The following is a 24,491-nucleotide window of genomic DNA, read 5'->3' as shown; positions in this document are numbered from 1 at the left end:
TTGTCTCTTTCGTTGATGATTCGGATATCTGATCGATCGCACGTTACCGCGACCGTTCGCGGCTGATATAAATCGCGAGCAGGATGATGCCGCCCTTGATCACGTTCTGCACATACGGGTTCACGCCGATCATGTTCAGCCCGTTGTTGAGCACGCCGAGCAGCAGCGCGCCGACCAGCGTGCCGAGGATCGCGCCGCGCCCGCCGGAGATCGACGTGCCGCCCATCACGACGGCCGCGATCGCGTCGAGCTCGAAGCCCACGCCCGCGTTCGGCTGCCCGCTCATCAGCCGCCCGGTCAGCACGATCGCGGCGAGCGCCGACGTGAGCCCGGCCAGCGTGTAGACGATCAGTTTCACGCGCGCGACGCGCACGCCGGTGAGCCGCGTCGCCTGCTCGTTGCCGCCGATCGCATACACGTAGCGGCCGAACGGCATGCGCTCGAGCAGCAGCCACGCGATCGCGTAGACCACCAGCATGATCAGCACGGGCGCCTGGACGCCGAGCACCTTGCCGCTGCCGAAGAACGCGACCCAGTCGGGCAGCCCGTCGATCGGATAACCGCCCGTGTAGATCTGCGCGAGGCCGCGCGCGATGCCCATCGTCGCGAGCGTGACGATGATCGGCGGCATCCCCGCGAACGCGACGAACACGCCGTTCAGGAAGCCGAACCCGAAGCCGACCGCGATGCCGATCGCGAGCGCGGCGACCGCGTTGACGCCCGCGACCATCAGCCCGGCCGCAAGCGTGCCCGACAGCGCCATCACCGAACCGACCGACAGGTCGATCCCGCCCGTCAGGATCACGCAGGTCATGCCGACCGCGATGATCGCGTTGATCGACACCTGGCGCAGCACGTTCTCGAGGTTCGCGGCGGACAGGAAGCTCGGGCTCGCGATCATCATCGCGATACACACGACGACGAGGCCGACGAGCGGATAGAACAGCGTCGAGCGCCGCAACTGCGCCCACATCGCGCGTGGCGGCGGCGCATCGCCGGCGGCAGCCGCGAGCGTCGTGGAAGGCGTGGAAGGCGTGGAAGAAGAATCAGGCAGGTTCATGGGTCGCTCCTCGCGTGCCGGCCGTGGCATGGGTCATGACCGTGTCGGGATCGATCTCGTCGCCTTCGAGCGTCGCCTCGATGCGGCCCTGCCGGAACACGGCGACGCGATCGCACATGCCGACGATTTCCGGCAGCTCGGACGAGATCATGATGATGGCGTAGCCGCGCGCGGTGAGTTCGCGCATCAGCCCGTAGATTTCGGCTTTCGCGCCGACGTCGATGCCGCGCGTCGGCTCGTCGAAGATCAGCACGGACGTGTGATGGTTCAGCCAGCGCGCGATCACGACCTTCTGCTGGTTGCCGCCGGACAGCGTCGCGACTTCGGTATGGATCGACGGCGCCTTCACGCCGACGCGCCGCATCACGTCGTGCGTCGTGCGCGCCTCGGCGCGGCGGTCGATCAGCCAGCGCATCGACCGGTACTTGCCGAGGTTGTTCAGCGAGATGTTGTCGCGGATCGAGAACGACGTGACGAGCCCTTCCGTCTTGCGGCTTTCCGGCAGGATGCCGATGCCCGCGCGCAGCGCGTCGGCCGGGTCGCCGAGCTTCGCCGCCGCACCGCGCACGCGCACGTCCTTGCGGTGCGCGCGCGTCGCGCCGATCACCGCGAGCACGGTTTCCGTGCGGCCCGAGCCGACGAGCCCGGCGAAGCCGAGGATCTCGCCGGCCCGCAGCGCGAAGCGGTTCACCGGGCCGCCGCGCTCGATCTGCAGCGCATCGACTTCGAGCACGGCCGGCGCGTCGGCCGGCAGTGCGGGCTTCGGCGGAAAGCTGTTCTCGATGCGGCGGCCGACCATCATCCGCACGAGCTGTTCGACGTCCGTGCGCGCGACGTCGGTCGTCGCGACGTACTGGCCGTCGCGCAGCACCGTGATGCGGTCGCACACCGCGAAGATCTCGTCGAGGTGATGCGAGATGAAGATCATCGCGACGCCCTGCCGCTTCAGCTCGCGCATGATCGCGAACAGGTGTTCGGCCTCGGCCGGCGTGAGCGTGGCGGTCGGTTCGTCGAGGATCAGGATGCGCGCGTCGAGCGACAGCGCCTTGCCGATCTCGACGAACTGCTGCTGCGCGACCGACAGCGTACGGATCGGCGCATCGAGATCGATCGACACGCCGAGCCGCGCGAAGATCGCGGCCGCCGCGCGACGCATCCGCGTCCGGTCGCGCGCGCCCCAGCGGTTGCGCAGCTCGCGGCCGAGGAACAGGTTGTCGACGGCGTCCAGGTGCGGGATCAGGCTGAACTCCTGGAACACGATGCCGACGCCCGCCGCGACCGCCTCGTGATAGGTCGCGAAACGGCGCGCGGTGCCGTCGATCTCGATCGTGCCGGCATCCGGTTGATGGATGCCGCACAGAATCTTCATCAGCGTCGACTTGCCCGCGCCGTTCTCGCCGAGCAGCGCGTGGATCTCGCCGCGCGCGATTTCCAGATGAATGTCGGACAGCGCCTTCACGCCCGGAAAGCTTTTCGTGATGTGGCTGAGCCTGAGTACTGTTTCCATCGGCTTCTCCGTGCGAAGGGCACCGGCCATGCCGCCGCCCTTCGCGTCGCATCGCACGCCGTTCACCAGCTGAAGCCCTTCGCGTTGCTGCGATCGACGACCTTCACGTCGACCGGGATCGCCTTCGGCACCGTCGCGCCCCACTTGCGCGCGATCGCGATGCCGAGCGCGATGCGCACCTGGTCGGCCGGGAACTGCGCGGTCGTCTCGATGAACTTCGAGTTCGGCTTCTGGATCGCGGCGATCGCCTCGGGCGCGCCGTCGACGCTCGTCAGCCTGATGTCCTTGCCGGAACCCTCGATCGCGGCGAGCGCGCCCATCGAGCCGCCGTCGTTCACGCTGAAGATGCCCTTCAGGTTCGGATGCGCGGAGATCATGTTTTCGGTCACCGACAGCGCGGTCGCGCGCTCCTGCTTGCCGTTCTGCGTATCGACGAGTTTCACGTTCGGGAATTTCGCGAGCCCGGCCTTGCAGCCGCGCACGCGTTCGAGGATCGGCACGACCGGAATGCCGTCGAGGATCGCGACCTCGCCGCTGCCGCCGATCGCCTTCGCGAGGTATTCGCAGGACATCACGCCCGCGTCGTAATTCTTCGAGCCGACGAACGAATCGACCGGCCCGTTCGCATTCGCATCGACGGCGACGACCACCGCGCCGGCCTTCTTCGCCTGCGTGATTGCCGACTGGATCCCGGTCGAATCGGTCGGGTTCACGAGCAGGATGTCGATCTTCTTCTGCAGCATGTCCTCGACGTCGCTCACCTGCTTGCTGACGTCGTGATGCGCGTCGGTGACGACGACCTGCGCGCCGATCGTTGCGGCCGCATCGTTCAGCGCCTTCTGCATCGTCACGAAATACGGGTTGTTCAGTTCCTGGAACGTCATGCCGATCCGCAGCGGCGCGGCATGCGCGGCGGCGGGCAGCAAGGCCGCGAGCGCGGCGAGGGCTGCCATCCGGGCGGCGCGGCTGAGTGATGAAGCGGGCGATGCGTGCGTCATGACGGTGTCTCCATTTATGTGCGGCTTTTTCGTGGTTGAACGAGCCCCTCGCGACGTGAGCGACGCGATCGGCCGGGTGAAACGGTGTGGAAAAGTCAGGCGGGCGACGCCCCGGCGATCATCCGGGCTGCGGCGCGAGTTCGGGCGCGCCGGGCGTCAGCACGCGCGGCGGCATCGGGTTGCCGGTGGGCGCCGCATGCAGCGCGAGCTCGCGGCTGCGCGCGTTCAGGCGCTGCAGCGCACGGAATTCGGACGGCGCCATCCCCTTCACCGCGCGGAACTGGCGGTTGAAGTTCGATACGTTGTTGAAGCCGGCCTGGAAGCAGATGTCGGTGATGTTCGCGTCGTCGGCGAGCAGCATCTGGCATGCGGATTCGATCCGCAGCCGGTTCACGTACTGGACGAACGGCATGCCCGTCTGGCGGTGGAACGCGCGCGAGAATGCGCTGACGCTCTGCCCGGTCAGTTGCGCGAGTTCGGACTCGCGCAGCTCGGATGCGAGGTTCTTGCCGATATACGACAGCGCATGGCTGAGCCGCGTAGGCGTGACATCGGCCTGATCGTACGCGGGGCTCGCGAGCAGCGTGCGCGCGTCGGCGCCGCAAAGCCGTTCGAGGATCGTCATGAACAGCGCGATGCGGCGCATGCCGCGCGCCGCCAGCAGTTCGTCGAACAGCGGCGCGATCGCGGCGCTCGTCGCTTCGTCGAAGCCGACGCCGCGCCGCGCGTCGTCGAGCAGCGCCTGCGCATCGCGACATTCGGGAAACGCGTCCATGCAGCGGCGCACGAATGCGGGATCGAACTGGATCACGAGGTTGCGGCGCTCGACGGTTTCGCCTTCGGCCATGTCGCTGACCCAGTTGTGCGGCAGGTTCGGGCCGAGCAGCACGAGATGGCCGGGGCCGAACGAGCCGATGTGGTCGCCGACGAAATACTTGCCGCGCGTCGCGACGATCAGGTGCAGTTCGAATTCGGGATGGAAATGCCAGCGGATCGTGCGATACGGATAGCCGTGCGACCAGACCTTGAACGACTCGTCACGTCGCACTTCGACCACTTCGAGATCGGGGTGCATCATCCTGGCGTCTCCATTCCCATGTATTGTCGGCCGGCCTGTTCGGCAGTTTGCTCGTGCACCGCGTGTTTCTCACGGCGATACGACCGGTCGCATGGGAAGCAATGTAGGTCGATCGAGCGCGCGGCTCCACCAACTTTACGCCTGATTTCCGATACTTTTTTGCGCTTTCCGGCCGCAAACGGCGCCGGACGGCAAATTTGTGCAGCGCGGAACGCACCGGTGCGACCGCCCGGCGGCCAGCCGCCGGGCCCGGGCGATGCGCCGATGCCGGTGATTACGCGGCCGCGTGCTCGCGTGCGGTGCGCACTTCGTACGCCTTCAGGTGGTTGTACGCGATCCTCAGCAGCGACAGCGCATCGGCCGCCTGCGGATCGCGGCGCGCGAGCAGGTCGCCGATCACGTGATCGGCTTCGACGCGCGCATGGTTCTCGACGTCGCGCAGCATCGATGCGGTCAACGGCGACGGCGTCAGCACCATCCGCTGCATCCGCTCGATCGCCACGGGGTCGGGCCGGTAACCGTTATGTTCGGCGATCGCGCTGCATTCGCCGAGCATCGTCTCCAGCAGGCGGCGGCCGTCCGGCGCGGCGAGAATGTCGCCGACCGAGCCGCGGAACAGCGACGTGCTCGCGGCGAGCGTCGCGAGAAATACCCACTTCTCCCACATCCGCGCGGCGATGTCGTCGCTGAGCGTCGCGTCGAAGCCCGCGCCGCCGAGCACGTCGGCCACCGCGCGCACGCGCGGCGATTCGCCGCCGGCGAGTTCGCCGAACGACACGCCGTGCGTGTCGTTCAGGTGCACGATGCGCTGCTCGCGATCGAGCGTCGCCGCGATCACGCACAGGCCGCCCAGCACCTGCGCGGCGCCGAACCGGTCGCGCAGCACGTCGAGGTGACGCATCCCGTTGAGCATCGGCAGGATCAGCGTCTGCGGCCCGACGAACGGCGCGAACGATGCGATCGCGTCGTCGAGGCTGTACGCCTTGCAGCTCAGCAGCACGAGATCGAACGGCGCAACCCCGGCGCCGGCATCGACCGCGCGCACGGTCTGCACGTTCGCGAGCGTCAGGTCGCCGCGCGGGCTGCGGATCAGCAGCCCGTCGCGCGCCAGCGCGGCAGCGCGGCCGTCGCGCACCAGGAACGTCACGTCGCGCCCCGCCGCGGCCAGCCGGCCGCCGAAGTATCCGCCGACCGCGCCGGCCCCTACCACCAGAATTCGCATCGTTGCCTCCTTTCGGTTTCATTCAGCACCGTGCCGCCGCCCGCCCGGGCGCCCGGCACGCTCGCAATCGCCCCGACAGTATAGCGACCCCGTTTATGCATATGCATAGATACCCGTATCGGCATCGAAGGCATGGGCGCCAGAGTCGGCGTCAAGTCGACTCTTAGGGATTACCCGCCTACGGCGACGCGCGTTGCACGCCGTCAAGAGACTTATCCCGTCACGCCGTTCCGGCGAGCATCCTCGACCGACCGACCACATACCATGCGAAACCTTTCCCTGAATCAGAAACTCGCCTCGATGATCGTCATCCTGTGGCTCGGCCTGCTCGTGATCGCCGGGCTCGGCGCGTGGCAGACGCGCGCATCGATGATCGAAGACCGCCGCGATCAGCTTGCCGCGCTGGTCGCGCAGGCCGCGAGCGTGACCGACCATTACTACAAGCTGTCGCAGCAGAACGCGATGCCGGAAGCCGACGCGAAGCAGAAGGCGCTCGAGGCGATCGCCGCGATGCGCCACGGCGCCGACGGCTATATCTCCGTCAACGATTCGAAGCCGGTGATCGTGATGCATCCGATCAAGAGCGAGCTCAACGGCAAGGACGTGTCGAATTTCACCGATCCGAACGGCAAGCACCTGTTCGTCGAGATCGTGAAGGCCGGCAACCTGGAAGGCGGCAAGGGCTTCGTCGAGTATCTGTGGCCGAAACCGGGCGCCGACAAGCCGCAGGAGAAAACCAGCGCCGTGCAGCGCTTCGCGCCGTGGGACTGGTATCTGGTGACGGGCATGTACATGAACGACGTGCACTCGGCCGTGCTCGCGAGCATCGGCCGCTGGCTCGCGATGACGGCCGTGCTCGGCGCGATCGCGACCGCCGTGATGGTGCTGGTGCTGAAAAGCGTGCGCGCGAGCCTCGGCGGCGAGCTCGAGGTCGCGCTCGATGCCGCGCAGCGCATCGCGCAGGGCGACCTGACCGCGCGCGTCGACGTGAAGCACGACGATCGCGGCAGCCTGCTGCATGCGTTGCACACGATGCAGGGCGGGCTGATCGACATGGTGTCGCGCGTGCGGATGGGCACCGAGAACATCAACGTCGGCGCGAGCGAGATCGCGTCCGGCAACACGGACCTGTCGCAGCGCACCGAGGAACAGGCGGCCGCGCTCGTGCAGACCGCATCGAGCATGGACCAGATGACCGCGAACGTGAAACAGAACGCGGACAGCGCCGCGCAGGCCGCGTCGCTCGCCGGCCAGGCCGCGCAGGTCGCGACGCGCGGCAGCGCGGTGGTCGACGACGTCGTGCGCACGATGAACGAGATCACCGGCCGTTCGCACAAGATCGGCGACATCATCGGCGTGATCGACGGCATCGCGTTCCAGACCAACATCCTCGCGCTGAACGCGGCCGTCGAAGCGGCCCGCGCGGGCGAACAGGGCCGCGGCTTCGCGGTGGTCGCGGCCGAGGTGCGCTCGCTCGCGCAACGCTCGGCGACGGCCGCCAAGGAGATCAAGTCGCTGATCGTGTCGTCGAACGAGACCGTCGAACACGGCGCGACGCTCGTCACGCACGCGGGCGAGACGATGGCCGAGCTCGTGCAGTCGGTGCGGCGCGTGAACGAAATCCTCGACGAAATCAGCCATGCGTCGCGCGAGCAGAGCGCCGGGATCGAGCAGGTCAATCGCGCGGTGGGCGAGATGGACCAGGTCACGCAGCAGAACGCGGCGCTCGTCGAACAGGCCGCGGCCGCCGCGCATTCGCTGCGCGATCAGGCCGAAGCGCTGCGCGACGCCGTCACGCGGTTCGCGTTGCCGGCCTGATCTTGGGGAGCGTGCGTGCGCGGCTTGCCGTTGCCAGGCCCGCACGCCCTCGGCTTCGTCACATGCCCTCATGCCTGTGCCCACCGGCAGCGCGTCGAGCGCATCCACCTGCTCGCCGCGCAGCGCCGGCCAGCATTCGGAAGCGAATGGGGCGCTGTTTTGAACGATGCTTGCGCGGTGGGTCGCGCGTCATGTTACTTCCCGGTGCAGCACTTGTTAGGGCAATCGGGCAGGAAGGAAATTTCCACGCGCCGCCCGTTGTCCACGTCGCCATGCGAATAGACACGTGCGCTTGCTCGAATGGTCCCGCGTAGAAAGCCCAATTGCTCTAGCAGCGCACGCCCGACTTGCAGTCGTGATTGTGCAAGTGCCGGTGCCCCGCGTTCGTCTTCTTCAGCGTGACCACTAACTAAAGTTGTCTCTTTGGCTGTGTGATTGGCGTAAGTAATCTTTTGGTCGACCACCCAATTTGCGATGCGCACGATTTCCGAGTTCGATATGACCGCATCATTCCTATTAAAATATATATCGAAATTCTCGCTTGCAATGCATGCAAATGCCGAATTAGAAGCGGCAAGCAATATACCAAGTATTAATTTATGCATTATAAATTACGTATCCCGCAATACTGTCAGCGTTATTGATGGCTTGATCTGGGCTCTCCGATCCGAAGGTCAGGCATTCCTCGATAAAGTAGCGATGATCCTTGGTAGCCATCGTGTCATCAAAGTGACTGACCTCATGAATCAGTGTGGAAACCACGGAATCCTTCTCCCACGAAAAATGACGCATGGAACAAAAATCAGGATGTATGGCGATTGTATGAGTTGCCGTATCCGGCGCACAAACAGATGCAGCGACGCCGGATTTACTTGGATTCGGAACACATCCGAGCGTGAAGGCGCGCCGCAATCTCGGCACTGGCCACGTGTTGTCGTCGGTGCCCGTCTGCAAGTGCATCCACCTCGATCCAATTCGGTGAACTTCGGCGAGCTATCTCGTGTTGAGATTCACGGTCAATGTGCGCTCGTTATGGACGCGGCCGCAAGCCGCCTCCACGGCATCGAGCTATACGCGGCCTACGCGCGCTTCACGCAGACCGAATGGCCTGACCGGCGCGGTGCGGGTGCGCGGCGTGCCAAGTACACCCGCCCCGCCCGCGCGTTCACCCTGCGTCGCCGAACGCGCCCGCCCGGCACGCGCCAACTCACGCCGCGCCGCCGGCCCGCGGCGCGGCCGCACCGATGCCGAGCCCCAGCCCGGCCGCCCGCTGGATCAGCTCGACGTCGTTGTTCGCGCCGAGCTTCTTCATCGCGCTGATCTTCTGCGCGCTGACCGTCTGCTTGCCCTTGCTCAGGCGCTGCGCGATCGTCTTGATCGGCACGCCCGACAGATACAGGCGAATCACCTCGATCTCGCGCGCCGACAGCTTCACGGGTGCCTCGCCACGCTCGCCGATCGCATCGACCGCGCGCCTGACGCACGGCGACAGGTAGCGCCCGCCGCTGTAGCTCGAATGGATCGCCGTGACGATATGGCCGACTTCATCGAACTTGCTGACGACGCTCACGCCGCCGATCGCGAGGATCGACCGGAAGATCAGCGGGTTCTCGTTCCCGACCAGCGCGACGATCCCGGCGTTCGGGCGCGTGCGCCGCAGCCAGTCGAGCAGCGCGAGGCCGTCCATCTGCTCGTCGCCGCGGATCGAATAATCGACCAGGACGATGTCGCAGTCGACGCCGCCGAGCGACGCGACCAGCTCGGCCGCGCTCCGGTAGACCGCGACGAGCTCGATTGCGCAGGCGCTGCCGGCGACCTGCTCGATGCCGGCCAGCGTCAACGGCCAGTCGTACGCGAAGACGATGCGAACATTGAATTTCCTCATGCGCAGTTCCAGGTGGTTCACCGGCCGCGCGGCGCGGAACGCGCGCGGCCGGTTTGGCGTTGAAAGGATATTCGGGATATTTTTAGCCCGAAGATCGATTGTATGAAGCTGCGCGCGGTCGGGATATCGGACGGAATCGGGATCGGCCGTCGGGGACGTAATACGAGTTTGATATTTGCGCCGGTTCAGGCGCCCGGCATCGGCCGGACGGCCAGTATTGCGCGGCGTGCGGGCCGTGCGGCCGGCCAGCAGGTAAAATTACCGCCTTTGCATGCCACTCCGGGCACCCGGCGGCGAGCGATGCGCCGATGACGGCCGCGCGCCACCGCCCTTTTGCCGGATGCCCGTACGCCCTACTGCCCTACTGCCCTCATGACCGAATCCGACCTGCAATCCGACGACACCTCCATCCACGAAGACGGCCTCTGGCGCGACAACGGCTGGACCGCCCGCATCATCAAGAACGAAGACGACGACGGCTGGGCCGTCGAGATGATCAAGGACGGCGAGTCCGAACCCGCGCTCGTCGGGCCGTGGACCATGGGCCGCGACAAGAAGAACCCGAAGCCGATGGACGCGAACGCGTTCCGCACGCTCGTGAAGACCGCGACCGAGGTGCTGATGCGGCACGAGCAGCAGCGGCGCGCGATGCTGCACAAGGAAGTGACGGTCCAGGACGAAGCCGGGCAGGATGTGTCGGTGACGCTCGACGTCGTGCCGGACGAGTTCGAGCCGTACGCGCAGCTCAAGGCGTTCGATCCGTACGGCGAGCTGCTGGCCGACGCGAAGGTATCGGCCGGATTCAAGCTCAACAAGGCCAGCGCCGAGCGTTGGGTCGCATCGGGCTTCGAGCGGCCGGCCTGACCGGGCGGCGGCGCACGATCAGGCGCCGGCGCCCTGCCGCGCGCGCTGCAGCCGGCGCGCCGCCAGCTTGCGCCGCACGAACTGCTCGAACTGCTGCGTCGCGACCTCCGGATCGCGCGCGGCCAGCCCGAGCGCGTTGCGCGCGAGCTGGATCGGCGTCAGCACGATGCCCCACGGCAGCCCCCACCAGCCGAGCGTGGCCGATGCAAGCAGCGCGACCGCCTGCTTCTTGCGGCCGCAGCGGCGGCAGCACACGTGGCGCCGCGTCGCCCAGCGCGTGACGAACAGCAGCGATACGACGCGATGCGACGCGTGGACATCGACCGGATGCCCTTCGCGCAGGCAGATCGGGCACGGCCCGTACCGCCAGTCGTCGACGTACTGCCGGACCTTCGCGTCGGGCACCCGTTCGGCCTCGACGACGATCGGATGCGCGTGCGCGCACGCCGGATTGCAATAGCGGCGGCCGTCGATCGACTGCCCGCCGACCAGGAACGTCCTGCCGCAGTGACTGCACTCTGCCACGATAACCCCGGATAAACGTGATGCGCCGCGTGCCGGCCGCGCGCGCATCGATGCGCGGGCGGTCCGGACGGGCTATTTCATGTCTTAACGGCCGCCATCGCACGGTCTTGAGCTCACGCGCGCCGCCGCGCGTCAGCCGGTCAGCCGTGCAGCCCGTGCGCGGTCATCAGGCGGTACAGCGTCGCACGCGAAATGCCCAGTTCCGCTGCAACATCCGTGTGCTGGTTACGGTGACGCAACAGCGTTTCCTCGATCGCGTGCCGCTCGGCCTGCCGGCGCGCTTCGGCGAGCGTCGGCGGCTGTCGCGACGTGTACTGGTGCAGTTCGAGATCGGCGGCCGAGATCATCGGGCCGTTCGTCATCACGACCGCGAACCGGATCCGGTTGATCAGCTCGCGCACGTTGCCGGGCCACGCATAGTTGTGGATCGCCTCGATCGCGCACGGCATGAAGCCGCGGATCCGGTGCGAACTGTCGCCGCGATAGCGCCGCAGCACGTCATCGGCGAGCAGCATGATGTCGCGGCCGCGCATGCGCAGCGGCGGCTCGTCGATGCGCAGCACGCACAGGCGGTAGTAAAGGTCGGCGCGAAATCGCCCCGTCCGCATCGCGGCCTCGAGATCGACGTGGGTCGCCGACACGATCCGCACGTCCACCGGAAGCGACGCGTGCCCGCCGAGGCGTTCGATCTTGCCTTCCTGCAGGAACCGCAGCAGGCTCGCCTGGCTCTCGAACGGCATGTCGCCGATTTCGTCGAGAAACAGCGTGCCGCCATGCGCGGCTTCGATGCGGCCGATCTTGCGCTGGTGCGCGCCCGTGAACGCGCCGCGCTCGTGGCCGAACAGTTCGGCCTGCAGCAGCGTCGACGGGATGGCCGCGCAGTTCACGGCGACGAACGGCGCATCGGCGCGCGCCGACTGCTGGTGAATCGCCGCCGCCGTCAGTTCCTTGCCGGTGCCCGATTCGCCGGCGATGAACACGGTAGCATCCGTATTCGCGACCTTGCGGATCGTCGCGAACAGCCGGCGCATCGCGTCGCATGACCCGATCATCGTGCCGCCCGGCGGCATCGCATCCGCTGCCGGGTCGCCGTCCGCGAGCGTCAGCATCCCGTACGCATGGCCGACGAGATAGCCGATCGCCGTGTAGGCCGTCGCATGGCGTACGTAGTCGAAACAGCAGTGGCGAATCAGGCGTGCGATGGAAATATCGCGCAGCCGCTCGCCGTCGGCGAGTGCGACCCAGCCGACGCGCGGGTCGCGCAGCAGCACCTCGAACGACGCGACGTCGGGCGCCGCGAAGCTGCCGAAATCGACGATGCCCGCATGCGGGCGGTTCGCCTTGACGAGATTCAGTGCGTCCGCAACGGTTTTTGCGCGCCACACGTCCCAGCCGCGCAACGCGAGACAGTCGACGAGCGCGGCGTCGTGCTGCTGCGACAGGTAGACGAGCGGCCGCGACGGTGCGACATGGTTGTGCCGGACGGCGAGCAACGGCATCGTGCCGGCCTCCCGTTCGACATCCTGCGGGCTTGACACCCTGATCTGGCAGCAATAGTTCACGATGGCCTCGCCGCGTAGGGTTGGTTGTCGGATCGGCCGTTGCCGGATCGCGTGTGACGGGGTCTCGTGGTCCCGCGGCGCGGCGCCGGCCTGTCCTCGAATTGATGTTTCGTTATCGGCAGAAAACGACGCGCCGGGTGTAGATCTGCGGCTCGATGACCGGCTTCGCCGATCGGTCGAGATCGTCGCGATAGGCGCGGTAGGTCTTGCCGTTCACCGTCACATCCGTCGCGCGGGCCGTCTCGATCCTGTTGATCCCGTTGCGCTGCCACTCGCTCACCCGGTCCGCCGCCGACACCCTCGACTCGCCGGCGATCTTCTGCGTAATCGCGCTGCCGTCGCTCCACGGCTGCGTCTGCATGTCCTCGGCGTGCTGCATCGCGCCGACCGTCTTGCCCGTCGGCGTCGGCCCGTTCTGCGCGTTGAACGGCGCGCCGCGGCCGTACACCGGCGACTGCCACGACGGCGCGTGACCTTCCTCGGGCATCATGTAAATCATCTGCGGGTCGCCGATCATCATCATCGGCGCGCATCCCGTGTTGTCGGGCCGGCTGAGCGTCGTCAGCGCCTGCTGGACGCTCGCGGCGTTCGCGAGGGTCTGCTCGCTCAGGATGACAAAGACCGCGGGATTCTGAAAAACCAACTGCGCAGCGGCTTGCACGCTGACCAGCAGCAAAGCGACCAGAAAGATCCTCATGATTGAGGCCTCCTTGCATCCTCGTCAGGCAAAAAGAGGTGTTGACCTCGGGGATGGGACCAACACCCGTCAAACCGGCACGACCGTCGCGCATCGGGGCCGAGCGGCTGGCGTGCGACCGGTGTTCCGGTCGCACGGCTTCCCGGCCCGCGTGCTTACGACGACGTGCTCGTCGAAATGACAGCCGGCGTCGGCGCGACCGGTGCAGCCGGTGCGGCCTGCTGGTCGACCGAAGCCGGCGGCAATGCCAGCGCCGGATCGGTCAACGCCGGCATGTCGGCGGCCGGCGCAGGCGCGGCAGCGGATTCGGCCGCGTCCGGCACCTTTGCGTCGGCTGCCGGCATGTCGGCCGCAGGCGCGGCAGCGACAGGCTGCGCGGCTTCCGGTGCGGGCGCTTCGGCGGCGGCTTGCGCTGCGTTGTCGGTCGCGGCCGGCATCGGCTCCGGCGCCTTGTCGGCAACTATCAGTGCAGGCTCGGGCGCCTTGTCGGCGACGGCCGGAGCGGGCTCGGGTGCCTTGTCGGCAACTACCGGTGCGGGCTCGGGTGCCTTGTCGGCAACTACCGGTGCGGGCTCGGGTGCCTTGTCGGCAACAACCGGAGCGGGCTCGGGAGCCTTGTCGGCAACTACCGGTGCAGGCTCGGGCGCCTTGTCGGCGACAGCCGGTGCAGCGATGAAGGCTGCAGCCGGCACGGCTGCCATCGCGGCTGCCGGCGCGACCGCGGCAGCGGGTGCGGCTGCAACTGCCGGTGCGGCTGCGGCAACCGCCGGCGCCGCGACTGCCGGTGCTGCGGCAACCGGCGCGATCGCCGGCACGGGCACGGGCACCGGCACCGGGATAGGCGCCGCCTGTCCCGCCGTCGTCGCAACCGGGCGGGGCTGCGCCGGCGCGGCTGCGTCGAGCGGCGGCAGGCCCATGCGGTTGCGCACGATCGGATCGTGATACTTCACGTCGTCGGCGACGGTCGCTTCGGCGCTGGGCGCGACATTCGAACGCGCGAGCGGTGCGGTCGTGCCCGGGCACAGATGCCCGGTGGCTTCCACCGCGCGCCGGTTCGCGTCGCTCTGGCAGAGCAGCGCGAGCGCCACGTCGGTCAGGCCCATCGCGCGGAATTCACGCGCATCGAGACGACGCACGCAAGCCTGGTCGACCAGCGTCGTGCCGCCCGTCGCGCCGAACCCCGGGAACGACACGCCGACGCTCACCGACCCCATGCAGGTGTCGGACAGCGTGGTCGTGAGGCCGGGCGCCTGGATGGCCGGGTTCGTCTTGATCGTCTGCGTACCCGAGTAGTTGACGTTTTCCGACGCCTGGGTGTTGAACGGGTTGGTACCGGGCGAACCGGGCGACTGGAGCGCGCTCACGCTCTGCGGCGTCACGTTCGAGCCGCCGCTCGTGCCGGAGGGCATCGTCACGTTCACATTCACGCTCGAATTGCCGCTACCGCGAACCCCGCTGCTGCTGGTGGCATTGCCGCCGCGCGAGCTCGTGGTGTTCGTGTTCATGCTCGAGCCGCCGCCCTGGCTGATCGCCGTCGACGACGTCGAGGACTGCGCGCTCGAAGTCGAGTCGGCGGTTTGTGCCTGGGCACCGATCGTGGTCATCGCGAACATTGCCGCGCACGCCACCTTGATCCTGTTGCTGTTCATTTCACTCTCCGGACGAGGTTTGACCTCCCACCCAGGCAACCGTACTAATTCCCCTGAATGACTTCAGTTTTTGCTGCTTCCCCGAACTGCTTCCAGCCGCTGCCCAGCTGGGACCACGAGCCGGCCGACATGCCCTGCCATTGCTTAGCGTCCGGCTCGCCGATGGCACTGCCCGACGAAAGCGTTTGTTGTACTGACGGTTTGATTGTCTGGTCAGGGTTGTTTGACGTCTGCATATTCGATTGCACACCATCGGCGGCACGGTCAGCGCCATACGCCGTCAGAGACGCGAGCATCAGAGCGGCAGCAATCAGTTTCCGCTTCATGCCAACTCCTTACGTGACAACACTGCGGTAAAAGAGACCAGCGTCGCTGGGAAACTGGCCCCCCACATCTGACTAATGACTGCTTCCGGTCGCGCTCGAACTGCCCTGGCTTCCGCCTGCTGCGGACGGCCAGCCGGCCGGACCGGTACTCCACACGGTCGACGAGTTGAAATGATCCGAACCCGCGATCGCGCCTGAACCGCCACTGCCCGTGAGCCCGGCAGCACCCGCGTTGGCGATGCCCTGGTCGTTCGCACCCGTGGCCGTGTAGTGGTTCGCGCCGAGTACGATCGTGGCGGTCACCCCTCCCGACAGCGCATTCGCGTTCTCGTTCGTGCTGCCGTTTCCGCCGAACGAGCCTGCGGCACCGATACCGCCGCCTGCCGCGAACGCGCCACCGTTCGTGCCCGAACCGCTGGCCGTCGAGGTCGAATTGTGAAAAGCGGATGCCGTGCCGGCGGAACCAGCGGGTGTCACGGTACTTCCTGCATTCGCACCCGCCGTCGAAGTCGAATTGCTGGTATAGCTGCCGGAGCCGACCAGTACCGAACCGGAAACACCCGCTGCAACGGATTGCGTCTGGTTGATCGTGGACGAACCGGCTGCCAATGCAGCCGACGATATGACGGTGAGCGCTGTCGCTAATATGACGTTGGCTTTCATAGCAATCCCTTGCTGTGAGGAAGTTCGGCGGTGGCGGAACCGGGCCTGCCCGCGTGGGGTGAAACCCGGCATCCGTACCGCCAGCCAATGACGAACGCTACGCGCGCGGCTTAGTGGTGAAACGTCCAGCCGATCGAACCGGCATTCGCGCCGCTCGTGCCACCCGCCTGTGCGCCGCCGAAGCCGAAGCCGCCGACCGTCGACGTTTGCGTGTGGTCCGTGTACGAGATCGAACCGCTGCTGCCGCCACCAGCCGTTGCGCCGGCTGCGCCGAGTGCCGAGCCGGAATCGGTCGCGGTGAAGTGGCCGAACCCGGCAACCCCGGCCATCGTCTGGCCGCCGCTCGTCGAATTGCTGCTCGACACCGTGCCGCTACCTGCGAACGCTGCACCCGAAACCGCCAGAACTGCTGCTGCAATCAGAAGCTTCTTCATGGTCGACTCCATTACGGCGTGGACAGAATGAGCAAGGAAGATCGCACGCCATCAATCTTCCCGCCGCGAGCAATCCTCAGAAAATTAAGGATTACTATCAAATCAAGAAATTATTGCTGGACGTGAAACTGATATTTTTGATATTTTTGACAGACGAATCTTATTTTTAAGTTATCCAAAATTTGGAAATAGCTGTTTTCGATTAATTTTATGAATATTCAATATTTTTTCGAAAACACATTGATTCGCCAAACCGGAATGACGCGCACATCTTTCCGGCCCGCGATTTTCGATACCCCGCCGGAAACGGATGCCAGCACCGGCATCCGTTTCTGGAATCAAAAATGCGAGAATATATTTATCGCCGCAAAATGCAGTGCCGTAAAGATGCGCTCTTTAATCGAGCGATAGCGGGCCTGCATTGCGGCCTGATGGCATGTCTGCTCCCTGAGCTAGCGACGAAAGGTTTCCGGATAATCCGTCCGACGGGCGTTCGATCTAATCCAGCCGGCGCCGGTATTGGCCCGGTGCGATCGAAACGGCCTTGCACGGTCGAAGACGAATCGGCGTCACCTGTCCGGCACGAACAGGCTGATCGATCCGGGTGAGCTGAACGAGGGCGAGCACCGCTGTCGCCTGGTTGTCGCGCGGAGCAACAACCGCTCCAGCGTGCGGAGTGCGGGAAATCGGCAAAGAACGACCCGCGACGCTGGCACTGCGTCGCAAGCACTCCCCCGATCTTTCCGACTACCCCTATGGTGCGCAAAGAACGCGCGGATCAAGCTACTGCTTATGGTCTTCATCGCCGTTTCCCCGACTGGCTTATTGACGAGCTGGCCGCCCCCACATCGTTGTTGCATCGTGTCGACCGCTCGCCGGTGCGTCCAATGTCGCAAGCAGCATGCCACGCGTTATTCCACCGTTCATTGCGCGCGCCGAACGGCCGCCGCGCCGGCACGAATCGCCGGAAACGTCACTTTTTGTTTCAGGAATGTATCGCGGCAACGGTCGCGCACACGCGGCGATCGTTTAGCGTCGCGAAGCAATACCGGGATTAGACGGACGAATCCGGCCCATGGACCCTCGCCGAATGGCCAGATGAACGGGTGTTTCATACTTGAGAAGCGTGCCGCCGCGCAGGACGGGCGGCCCCCGTCTTTTCGCTTGTGAACCGTGCGTCGCAGCGCGTGCGGCCGCCCGCCAATGGTCGGACAAACGGGAATCGAAGCGTGCGGCGCACCGTCCTGCCAGCACGGTTCGGCCGCCGCCGAACCGTCGGCGACACGCATTCGTCCCGACAGTCGAAACGAATTTGATTCATCCGTGAAAATACCGACGCGATCGCATGACGATGATGTCGTCATTTCGACCGTTACCGCTGCAATAACCAAAACGAATGAAAACGTGCAATCCCGACCGAAACAGGTTCATCAGTTTGTCATTTTCGCTCGATTCTCCTTTCACACTTGGAGCCACCCGACTGGCGATAAATTGGAGAAACGTTTTCAAGCAGTTATCCGCTTGATTCTCATTGTTGAAACATGCCGATTCAACACCGATTTTTCGTTAACGATTCCGCAAAAGCCTGATTTATCGCGAGTTTCGTCGACATCAGCACAGGCGAACCGGCGCTTGCCGAAACGATGCCCTTGCAGCGGAATGGAACGTGTGCGCGCCGCCGTCGAGCAAATCGACGTGGAGTTCCTGGAGATGCTCGACGAAGGGGAAAGCCATGAATGACAGGGTCGCGCGTGTTCCAGGCTTCGAACAGCGAGATCCACGGCGACCCGTCGCGCATCCGCAGAGGGAAACCAATCGCAGCAACGCAAACACGATCGACCCGCGCGCTTGCCGCAACGAAGGCAAGCACGCAGCCGAGACGCCCTGCTGCAACCACTAACGCACGCACGGCATCGACGTGCGTGTCGCGCGCATCTTCAATACCCGAGATTCCAGCGGTCGCTGTGGCGCTATCCGCTGCTGAAGGTGGTGGTCTATTTCAACGCGGTCGATACGACGGGCGCGTGGCCGGCGCACTATGTGCCGGACTGGCGGATCGCGCCGACGTTCCTGCAGACGGCAGTCGTCGCGAAGTAATCGATAACCGCTGAGCGACGACCGCTGAGCGACGACCGGCGCCACGGCCCGGCTGCGCGTTCGGCCCTACGCCGCCGCGTCAGCCGAGCAGTTCCTTCTTCCTCAGGTGCACGACGTCGCGCATCGGCGGCGCGCCGAACAGCCGGCTGTATTCGCGGCTGAACTGCGACGCGCTCTCGTAACCGACGACGGCGGCCACCGACCCGACATCGCCGCCCTGCCGCAGCAACAGCCGCCGCGCCTCGTGCAGCCGCAACTGCTTCTGGTACTGCAGCGGGCTCAGCGTCGTCACGTGCTTGAAATGGTGGTGCAGCGACGACACGCTCATGTTGACCGCCTGCGCGAGCGACTCGACGCGCATCGGCTCCGCGTAATGATCGCGGATCCACTCGATCGCGCGTGCGATCCGGTGCGTCTGGCTGCCCGCGATCGCCATATGCCGCAACCGCGTGCCCTGCCCGCTCGTCATCAGCCGGTACAGCAGTTCCTTTTCGATCAGCGGCGCGACGACCGGAATGTCGGCCGGCGTATCGAGCAGCCGCACCAGCCGCAGCGCGGCGTCGAGCAGCGGCGGCGTCAGCTCGGCGAGCGCGATCCCTTCGCCTTCGGGGCCCGCGTCGGGCTCGGGCAGCCGCATCTCGGCCGCGAGCTCGACGATCCGCTGCGGATCGAGCGTCAGCGACAGGCACAGGTACGGCGCATCGGGCGACGCGTGCGTCACGCGCGACAGGATCGGCAAGTCGATCGACGTAATCAGGCAATTCTGCGTGTCGTATTCGTAAGCCTGGCCGGCCACGATCACGCGCTTCGCGCCCTGCGCGGCGATCACGAGCGCGGCGCGCGACACGCCGCAGCCGAGATCGACCGGACGCGTGTGCCGGTGCAGCATCAGGCCCGGCACGGCGGTCGAATGGGAACCGTCCGCGGGCGCGAAACGGCCGATCAGCGACGCCAGTTCGCGCCGCCCGGATTCGCGCGACGCCACGATATCGGTCAGGTCCATGACGAATCCTCGATTGATTTCCCCATGTCGCGGGAGCATAGCGAAACGGCTCACGGCGTGCCCGGGATTTGCAGGATTGTTCAATAAATTTGCAGGATTGGGTAGACGCAAATTCCGCGCGCTCGCGCACACTGCCCGCTAACCGGGCGCATGCCGGGTTTTCCCCATGGAGACAACCAAAATGCCTACCTCGTTTGTCCTCAACGGCAAGAACGTCACGCTCGACGCCGATCCGTCGATGCCCGTCCTCTGGGCGATTCGCGAACACGCAGGACTGACCGGCACGAAGTTCGGCTGCGGCATGGCGCAGTGCGGCGCGTGCACGGTGCATCTCGAAGGCCAGGCCGTCCGCTCGTGCGTGCTGCCGCTCGCCGGCATCGCGGGCAAGCACATCACGACGATCGAAGGCCTGCAGAGCAAGCCCGCGCATGCCGTGCAGGCCGCATGGGTCAAGCTGCAGGTTCCGCAATGCGGCTATTGCCAGTCCGGCCAGATCATGTCGGCCACCGCGTTGCTCGAACAAAATCCGAAGCCGACCGACGCGGACATCGACGCCGCGATGAACGGCAACCTGTGCCGCTGTGCGACCTACGCCCGCATCCGGGCCGCGATCCACGACGCGGCCGCGACGCTGGGAGCCTGACCATGACCATCGAACTCGACAACCGCGGTGCGGTGCGCCCGTCGCGCCGCACGTTCCTGAAGGCCGCGGGCGCCGCGGCCGCCGTCAGCCTGACCATCGGCTTCGAATGGGCCGGCGTCGGCCGCCGCGCGCTCGCCGCGACCGCGCCCGCGCCCGCCGCCGGCTTCGCGCCGAACGCGTTCCTGCGCATCACGCCCGACGGTGCCGTCACGGTCATCGCGAAGCACGTCGAACTCGGCCAGGGTGCGTATACAGGTATCGCGACGATCGTCGCCGAGGAGCTCGACGCCGACTGGTCGAGCGTGCGCGTCGAAAGCGCACCGGCCGATGCGAAGCGCTATGCGAACCTCGCGTTCGGCACGATGCAGGGCACGGGCGGCAGCTCGGCGATGGCGAACTCGTGGCAGCAGTTGCGCGAAGCGGGCGGCAAGGCCCGCGCGATGCTGGTGTCGGCTGCCGCGGCACGCTGGAAGGTGCCGGCCGGCGAGCTGACGACGGCCAATGGCGTCGTCACGCACGCGAAGAGCGGCAAGACGGCCGCCTACGGCACGCTCGTCGCCGACGCGTCGAAGCTGCCCGTGCCTGACAAGGTCACGCTGAAGCAGCCGGCCGATTTCAAGCTGATCGGCCAGCGGATTCCGCGCGTCGATGCATCGGCGAAATCGAACGGCACCGCGCATTTCACGCTCGACACGACGTTCCCCGGCATGCGCGTCGCGCTGCTGCAGCGCCCGCCGCGCTTCGGCGCGACCGTGAAGTCGTTCGACGCGACGGCCGCGAAGGCCGTGCCGGGCATCGTGTCGGTCGTGCAGGTGCCGGGTGGCGTCGCGGTCGTCGCGAACGGCTTCTGGGCCGCGAAACAGGGCCGCGACGCGCTGAAGGTCGTATGGGACGAAACGAACGCCGAGAAGCGCGGCTCGGACGAGATCATGCGCGAATACCGGCAGCTCGCCGACAAGCCGGGCACGTCGGCGCGCAAGGACGGCGATGCCGACGCGGCGATCGCGGGCGCGGCGCGCAAGATCAGCGCGACGTACGAATTCCCGTATCTCGCGCACGCGCCGATGGAGCCGCTCGACGCGGTCGTCAAGCTGTCGGCCGACCGTTGCGAGATCTGGGCCGGCGACCAGTTCCAGACGGTCGACCAGGCCAACGCGGCCAGGGTCGCGGGCCTGAAGCCCGAGCAGGTGCAGATCCACACGCTGTATGCGGGCGGCAGCTTCGGCCGGCGCGCGAACGCGTGGTCGGACTATGTGGTCGAGGCCGTGTCGATCGCGAAGGCGCTCGGCGCGGACGGCAAGCCCGTCAAGCTGCTGTGGACGCGCGAGGACGACATCCAGGGCGGCTTCTACCGGCCGATGTACTTCCACAAGCTCGACGCGGGCCTGACCGCGGACGGCCGGCTGGTCGGCTGGCGCCACCGGATCGTCGGCCAGTCGATCCTTGCCGGCACGCCGTTCGAGGCGTTCATGGTCAAGAACGGCGTCGACGCAACGTCGGTCGAGGGTGCGGCGAACCTGCCGTACGCAGTGCCGAACGTGTCGGTCGAGCTCACCACCGCGAAGACGGGCGTACCCGTGCTGTGGTGGCGCGTGGTCGGCAGTTCGCACACGGCCTACGCGGTCGAGGCATTCATCGACGAAGCCGCGCACACCGCCGGCAAGGATCCGTACGCGTTCCGCCGCGACCTGCTCGCGAAGGAGCCGCGCATGCGCGCGGTGCTGGAGCTGGCCGCGCAGAAGGCCGGCTGGGATCCGGCCAAGCCGCTGCCGAAGGGCCGCGGGCGCGGGATCGCGGTCGCCGAGGCGTTCAAGAGCTATGTCGCGCAGGTGGCCGAGGTGTCGGTCGACGCGGACGGCAAGGTGAAGGTCGAGCGCGTGGTGTGCGTGGTGGATTGCGGGATCGCGATCAACCCCGACATCGTTGCAGCACAGATGGAAGGCGGTATCGGCTTCGGGCTCGGCGCGGTACTGCACAGCGCGATCACGCTGAAGGACGGCCAGGTCGAACAGCGCAACTTCGACGGCTACCACGTGCTGCGGATGGCCGAGATGCCGAAGGTCGAAGTGCATATCGTGCCGTCGGCCGAAGCGCCGACCGGGGTCGGCGAGCCGGGCGTCGCGCCGATCGGGCCGGCGGTCGCGAACGCGATCTTCGCGGCGACGGGCAAGCGGCATTACGTGCTGCCGTTCGATTCGGCGGATAGCGCGAAGGCGTGATGGGGCGGAACGCCGGCCGCGGGGCGAGAGTTGCCCTGCGGCCGGTGCTTTTCAACGCCTCGCCGAATACATCATGCTCATCCGAGCCGAAGCCTCATGGCATGCCCCGCCAGCCGCGCTTACTCCTGCTCGACTTCGGGCCAAAGCCTCGGAAAGAGAAACCGGAGGCTACTCAGCGGCAATCCAAAGGAAAGTTCGCCTCGATGCGAAGGCGAAGTCAGCAGCCCGCAATCCAGCAGCGACCGAACGATTCGGCGCGCCAGGACGTCGCTTACGCCCAGCATCTGAGCAAATTCCGCCCGCGTTACCGTACGGCGCAGTGCCACAAACTCCATGGCCAGTGCCGCGGCTTCCGGTTTGATGACCGATTTTTCCGAACGGATGGTCCACGGATTGGCCTCCAGGTATCGCAGCAAATCCAGCAAACGCCCCGTCACCCCCTCGAACTCCGTCATATGCACCATGAAACCGACCTGGTCCTGGCAGCAGTCGAGAAAGAACCGCGCGAACTTGACCAGCCCTTCCTGGGACAGATTGCCCCGACCATCCAGATCGTTACGCCGTGTCTGGTCGGCCTCGCTCAGCCGGGCGTAATACTGCTCATGCTCTCGCGCCAGCCCTCGAAGCGGCGACCAGAGACCATGGGTCAGATCGGCAGCGCGTAATCCGAGATGCGAATGCAGACGTGCCACCCGGCCGTTACCGTCCATGAACGGGTGCACCCAGGTCAGACGATGATGCGAACACGCGATACCGATCAGTTGATATTCCTTGGCGCGAATGCGGGCATAACGTGCGGCCCAAGCCTGAAGCAACGGCTCGATCATCTCCGGCTCCGGTGCCAGATGACGCCCAACCGTCACATCCGACTGACGAAATTCGCCTGGAACGATGGCATCCTTCTCACCGGTGAGTCGTTCATCGCCGGGCAAGCAGGAAAAGAAGCGATCGTGAATAGTCGAAATTCGTGCCGGTTCGAATAGCGCGGCAACCGGAAGCGCACGCCACTCTTCCTCGAGCGCCGCTTCCGTTGCGATATGCGCAACCGCGAAGCGTTGCTTCTTGCGTTCGACGATATCGGTTGAATAATCCCGATGCAGCGCAGCCTCGATCTTTGCGGGCGTCGTGTGCTGGCCTTCGATCTTGTTCGTGTAGTACGAATTCATGGCGCGCAACTGCGGCACGAGCGCGCTGGCCAGCGGGGTATCGCATACGGCCAGCAACCGCTGCGAAGAGTCGACGAGCTCGGCGGCCTGCTCAAGCAGCGGATCGAGTACGCGATCCTCGGGAAACAACGGTTCGAAAGTAGCGACGGTCGTCATGCTTCCCTGTCGGGTTCCATGTAGGGTTTGATGTCGGCAATTATAGCCACTTATCTAACTGATTTATATAGACTTTCACTCGAATCATGTAGGGCTCCATGTAGGGTTCCATGTAGAGTTTGTCTTGCCCGCCCCTTATCCAGACTTCGGGTACGTTCCCCCACCATTTCCCGTCTCCCCCGCACGTTACGTCAGACGTAACGCCCGTAACGTCACGCCCTGGATGCTACGTAACAATCCTTCACTATTGCTCCGCCCCCTTCCACACCCATCTCGCGCCCCGCGTTAAAAATTCTTTTAAATTCAAGGCTGCCACGCCGCCTGCCCCGGTATCTTCGCCCGTTGACGCCTGACAATCGTTCCCCTGGCCCGGAAGTTGCAGCACATGACCCGCAAACACTCCTTTATGGACATGCGAGGGCCACCATGGATTGCAAATACCTGTACATCGACAACATAAAAATCAACTTCGTGCGTCGCACGATCGAAATCGACAACAAGGTCATTGACGTTACGCCGCGCGAATTCGACGTCGTCGAATTCCTGCTCGACAACATGAACAAGATCGTGCCGCGGCAGGCAATCCAGGAAGCCGTGTGGGGCCGTGAACTCGGCGTGTCGTCGCGCACGCTCGACACGCATATCTCGCGGATCCGTTCGAAGCTGCAGCTCGAACACGACAAGAATCTGCGGATCATCCCGATCTATGCGGTCGGCTATCGCCTCGTGCTGTTCGGCGCAGCAATGACGCACGTCGAGCGCCACGAAGCGGCGCCGATCCTGCGTGCCGCGCCGCAGGCCGTGATGGCCGCCGACTACGCATAACGATTCACCCGCGCGCGGCCCGCTCGCGGCGTGCCGGCAACACTCCCCCCACCGCGCCGCGCAGGTTCGCGGCGCTTCGCGGCCTGCCAGCCGG

General features: G+C 65.9%; 24 protein-coding genes. 8 read left to right on the top strand and 16 right to left on the bottom strand.

The features are described 5' to 3' along the window. Nucleotides 1-43 precede the first annotated feature (43 nt). From JYG32_RS32325 to panE, 5 genes are all read right to left on the bottom strand, one after another. Complete coding sequence (locus JYG32_RS32325; protein WP_213266321.1) at nt 44-1,060, bottom strand: ABC transporter permease; 1,017 nt, start codon at nt 1,058-1,060, stop codon at nt 44-46. Next, nucleotides 1,047-2,567: a sugar ABC transporter ATP-binding protein gene (locus JYG32_RS32320; RefSeq protein ID WP_213266320.1), complete on the bottom strand. Its 1,521-nt coding sequence runs from the start codon at nt 2,565-2,567 to the stop codon at nt 1,047-1,049. Before JYG32_RS32320 ends, JYG32_RS32325 begins: the two co-directional genes overlap by 14 nt. 62 nt (nt 2,568-2,629) lie before the next feature. Continuing rightward, nucleotides 2,630-3,565, bottom strand: a complete 936-nt coding sequence (locus tag JYG32_RS32315; protein ID WP_174381935.1) for a substrate-binding domain-containing protein — start codon at nt 3,563-3,565, stop codon at nt 2,630-2,632. Between the two features lie 118 nt (nt 3,566-3,683). Continuing rightward, nucleotides 3,684-4,643: an AraC family transcriptional regulator gene (locus JYG32_RS32310; RefSeq protein ID WP_213266319.1), complete on the bottom strand. Its 960-nt coding sequence runs from the start codon at nt 4,641-4,643 to the stop codon at nt 3,684-3,686. Nucleotides 4,644-4,917: 274 nt separating this feature from the next. Continuing rightward, a complete protein-coding gene (gene panE / locus JYG32_RS32305) occupies nt 4,918-5,865 on the bottom strand; it encodes a 2-dehydropantoate 2-reductase (RefSeq protein WP_213266318.1) in 948 nt (315 codons plus the stop codon). Nucleotides 5,866-6,129: 264 nt separating this feature from the next. Between panE and JYG32_RS32300 the strand changes: the two genes are divergently transcribed. Continuing rightward, a complete protein-coding gene (locus JYG32_RS32300; protein ID WP_174381932.1) occupies nt 6,130-7,683 on the top strand; it encodes a methyl-accepting chemotaxis protein in 1,554 nt (517 codons plus the stop codon). Between the two features lie 597 nt (nt 7,684-8,280). On the opposite strand, the gene JYG32_RS32295 is transcribed toward JYG32_RS32300, so the two are convergent. Further along, the gene (locus tag JYG32_RS32295) at nt 8,281-8,643 is read right to left on the bottom strand and encodes a M35 family metallo-endopeptidase (RefSeq protein ID WP_249744801.1); all 363 of its coding nucleotides are present in this window, start codon (nt 8,641-8,643) and stop codon (nt 8,281-8,283) included. 247 nt (nt 8,644-8,890) lie between these two features. Beyond that, nucleotides 8,891-9,568 carry a response regulator transcription factor gene (locus JYG32_RS32290; RefSeq protein ID WP_174381931.1) on the bottom strand — a complete coding sequence of 226 codons (678 nt, stop codon included), beginning with the start codon at nt 9,566-9,568 and terminating at the stop codon, nt 8,891-8,893. 372 nt (nt 9,569-9,940) lie between these two features. Here JYG32_RS32290 and JYG32_RS32285 point away from each other — a divergent pair, with 372 nt between their 5' ends. Beyond that, entirely contained in the window at nt 9,941-10,432 is a 492-nt protein-coding gene (locus tag JYG32_RS32285; protein ID WP_174381930.1) for a hypothetical protein, read from the top strand. An 18-nt stretch (nt 10,433-10,450) separates the two neighbouring features. Here the strand turns inward: JYG32_RS32285 and JYG32_RS32280 are convergent, their stop codons facing one another. The 4 genes from JYG32_RS32280 to JYG32_RS32265 form a co-directional block, all read right to left on the bottom strand. After that, entirely contained in the window at nt 10,451-10,957 is a 507-nt protein-coding gene (locus JYG32_RS32280) for a hypothetical protein (RefSeq protein WP_213266317.1), read from the bottom strand. A 140-nt stretch (nt 10,958-11,097) separates the two neighbouring features. After that, a complete protein-coding gene (locus tag JYG32_RS32275) occupies nt 11,098-12,519 on the bottom strand; it encodes a sigma-54 dependent transcriptional regulator (protein WP_213266316.1) in 1,422 nt (473 codons plus the stop codon). Nucleotides 12,520-12,631: 112 nt separating this feature from the next. Beyond that, nucleotides 12,632-13,216, bottom strand: coding sequence for a hypothetical protein (locus JYG32_RS32270; RefSeq protein WP_213266315.1), 585 nt, complete (start codon nt 13,214-13,216; stop codon nt 12,632-12,634). A 155-nt stretch (nt 13,217-13,371) separates the two neighbouring features. Beyond that, a complete protein-coding gene (locus tag JYG32_RS32265) occupies nt 13,372-14,631 on the bottom strand; it encodes a chemotaxis protein CheA (RefSeq protein WP_249744800.1) in 1,260 nt (419 codons plus the stop codon). Here JYG32_RS32265 and JYG32_RS39195 point away from each other — a divergent pair. Beyond that, nucleotides 14,612-14,926 carry a hypothetical protein gene (locus tag JYG32_RS39195; protein WP_249744799.1) on the top strand — a complete coding sequence of 105 codons (315 nt, stop codon included), beginning with the start codon at nt 14,612-14,614 and terminating at the stop codon, nt 14,924-14,926. The genes JYG32_RS32265 and JYG32_RS39195 overlap by 20 nt on opposite strands. Here the strand turns inward: JYG32_RS39195 and JYG32_RS32260 are convergent. From JYG32_RS32260 to JYG32_RS32250, 3 genes are all read right to left on the bottom strand, one after another. Further along, nucleotides 14,910-15,191 (bottom strand): hypothetical protein, encoded by a 282-nt coding sequence (locus JYG32_RS32260; protein ID WP_213266313.1) that lies wholly within the window; start codon nt 15,189-15,191, stop codon nt 14,910-14,912. The two genes, JYG32_RS39195 and JYG32_RS32260, sit on opposite strands and share 17 nt — an antisense overlap. 72 nt (nt 15,192-15,263) lie before the next feature. Beyond that, nucleotides 15,264-15,854 carry a hypothetical protein gene (locus JYG32_RS32255; RefSeq protein ID WP_213266312.1) on the bottom strand — a complete coding sequence of 197 codons (591 nt, stop codon included), beginning with the start codon at nt 15,852-15,854 and terminating at the stop codon, nt 15,264-15,266. Nucleotides 15,855-15,964: 110 nt separating this feature from the next. After that, entirely contained in the window at nt 15,965-16,288 is a 324-nt protein-coding gene (locus JYG32_RS32250; protein ID WP_213266311.1) for a hypothetical protein, read from the bottom strand. A 755-nt stretch (nt 16,289-17,043) separates the two neighbouring features. On the opposite strand from JYG32_RS32250, the gene JYG32_RS32245 reads away from it, so the two are divergent. Both JYG32_RS32245 and JYG32_RS32240 read left to right on the top strand, forming a co-directional pair. Further along, a complete protein-coding gene (locus tag JYG32_RS32245; protein ID WP_213266310.1) occupies nt 17,044-17,346 on the top strand; it encodes a hypothetical protein in 303 nt (100 codons plus the stop codon). A gap of 145 nt (nt 17,347-17,491) precedes the next feature. Then, nucleotides 17,492-18,028 (top strand): hypothetical protein, encoded by a 537-nt coding sequence (locus JYG32_RS32240; RefSeq protein ID WP_213267536.1) that lies wholly within the window; start codon nt 17,492-17,494, stop codon nt 18,026-18,028. 436 nt (nt 18,029-18,464) lie between these two features. Here the strand turns inward: JYG32_RS32240 and JYG32_RS32235 are convergent, their stop codons facing one another. Further along, entirely contained in the window at nt 18,465-19,388 is a 924-nt protein-coding gene (locus JYG32_RS32235; protein ID WP_174384017.1) for an AraC family transcriptional regulator, read from the bottom strand. Between the two features lie 181 nt (nt 19,389-19,569). On the opposite strand from JYG32_RS32235, the gene JYG32_RS32230 reads away from it, so the two are divergent. Continuing rightward, a complete protein-coding gene (locus tag JYG32_RS32230) occupies nt 19,570-20,031 on the top strand; it encodes a (2Fe-2S)-binding protein (protein WP_011354470.1) in 462 nt (153 codons plus the stop codon). Between the two features lie 2 nt (nt 20,032-20,033). Then, a complete protein-coding gene (locus tag JYG32_RS32225) occupies nt 20,034-22,250 on the top strand; it encodes a xanthine dehydrogenase family protein molybdopterin-binding subunit (protein ID WP_213266309.1) in 2,217 nt (738 codons plus the stop codon). Nucleotides 22,251-22,369: 119 nt separating this feature from the next. Here JYG32_RS32225 and JYG32_RS32220 read toward each other — a convergent pair whose 3' ends face one another. Beyond that, the gene (locus JYG32_RS32220) at nt 22,370-23,572 is read right to left on the bottom strand and encodes a Fic family protein (RefSeq protein ID WP_213266308.1); all 1,203 of its coding nucleotides are present in this window, start codon (nt 23,570-23,572) and stop codon (nt 22,370-22,372) included. A 426-nt stretch (nt 23,573-23,998) separates the two neighbouring features. On the opposite strand from JYG32_RS32220, the gene JYG32_RS32215 reads away from it, so the two are divergent. Beyond that, nucleotides 23,999-24,397: a winged helix-turn-helix domain-containing protein gene (locus tag JYG32_RS32215; protein WP_174384020.1), complete on the top strand. Its 399-nt coding sequence runs from the start codon at nt 23,999-24,001 to the stop codon at nt 24,395-24,397. Nucleotides 24,398-24,491 lie beyond the last annotated feature (94 nt).

Source organism: Burkholderia pyrrocinia, from assembly GCF_018417535.1.
Taxonomy (GTDB): domain Bacteria; phylum Pseudomonadota; class Gammaproteobacteria; order Burkholderiales; family Burkholderiaceae; genus Burkholderia; species Burkholderia pyrrocinia_E.
Note: the sequence above shows the minus strand (reverse complement) of the source record. Positions and strands in the feature narration are given on the sequence as shown.

Coding starts and splice junctions, on each gene's coding strand:
- JYG32_RS32220 (WP_213266308.1), bottom strand. CDS start 23,572: ATGACGACCGTCGCTACTTTCGAACCGTTGTTTCCCGAGGATCGCGTA.
- JYG32_RS32290 (WP_174381931.1), bottom strand. CDS start 9,568: ATGAGGAAATTCAATGTTCGCATCGTCTTCGCGTACGACTGGCCGTTG.
- JYG32_RS32295 (WP_249744801.1), bottom strand. CDS start 8,643: ATGCACTTGCAGACGGGCACCGACGACAACACGTGGCCAGTGCCGAGA.
- JYG32_RS32215 (WP_174384020.1), top strand. CDS start 23,999: ATGGATTGCAAATACCTGTACATCGACAACATAAAAATCAACTTCGTG.
- JYG32_RS32240 (WP_213267536.1), top strand. CDS start 17,492: ATGGTCGGACAAACGGGAATCGAAGCGTGCGGCGCACCGTCCTGCCAG.
- JYG32_RS32270 (WP_213266315.1), bottom strand. CDS start 13,216: ATGAGGATCTTTCTGGTCGCTTTGCTGCTGGTCAGCGTGCAAGCCGCT.
- JYG32_RS32320 (WP_213266320.1), bottom strand. CDS start 2,567: ATGGAAACAGTACTCAGGCTCAGCCACATCACGAAAAGCTTTCCGGGC.
- JYG32_RS32260 (WP_213266313.1), bottom strand. CDS start 15,191: ATGAAGCGGAAACTGATTGCTGCCGCTCTGATGCTCGCGTCTCTGACG.
- JYG32_RS32285 (WP_174381930.1), top strand. CDS start 9,941: ATGACCGAATCCGACCTGCAATCCGACGACACCTCCATCCACGAAGAC.
- panE (WP_213266318.1), bottom strand. CDS start 5,865: ATGCGAATTCTGGTGGTAGGGGCCGGCGCGGTCGGCGGATACTTCGGC.
- JYG32_RS32235 (WP_174384017.1), bottom strand. CDS start 19,388: ATGGACCTGACCGATATCGTGGCGTCGCGCGAATCCGGGCGGCGCGAA.
- JYG32_RS32250 (WP_213266311.1), bottom strand. CDS start 16,288: ATGAAGAAGCTTCTGATTGCAGCAGCAGTTCTGGCGGTTTCGGGTGCA.
- JYG32_RS32300 (WP_174381932.1), top strand. CDS start 6,130: ATGCGAAACCTTTCCCTGAATCAGAAACTCGCCTCGATGATCGTCATC.
- JYG32_RS32230 (WP_011354470.1), top strand. CDS start 19,570: ATGCCTACCTCGTTTGTCCTCAACGGCAAGAACGTCACGCTCGACGCC.
- JYG32_RS32225 (WP_213266309.1), top strand. CDS start 20,034: ATGACCATCGAACTCGACAACCGCGGTGCGGTGCGCCCGTCGCGCCGC.
- JYG32_RS32310 (WP_213266319.1), bottom strand. CDS start 4,643: ATGATGCACCCCGATCTCGAAGTGGTCGAAGTGCGACGTGACGAGTCG.
- JYG32_RS32245 (WP_213266310.1), top strand. CDS start 17,044: ATGGTGCGCAAAGAACGCGCGGATCAAGCTACTGCTTATGGTCTTCAT.
- JYG32_RS32255 (WP_213266312.1), bottom strand. CDS start 15,854: ATGAAAGCCAACGTCATATTAGCGACAGCGCTCACCGTCATATCGTCG.
- JYG32_RS32325 (WP_213266321.1), bottom strand. CDS start 1,060: ATGAACCTGCCTGATTCTTCTTCCACGCCTTCCACGCCTTCCACGACG.
- JYG32_RS32315 (WP_174381935.1), bottom strand. CDS start 3,565: ATGACGCACGCATCGCCCGCTTCATCACTCAGCCGCGCCGCCCGGATG.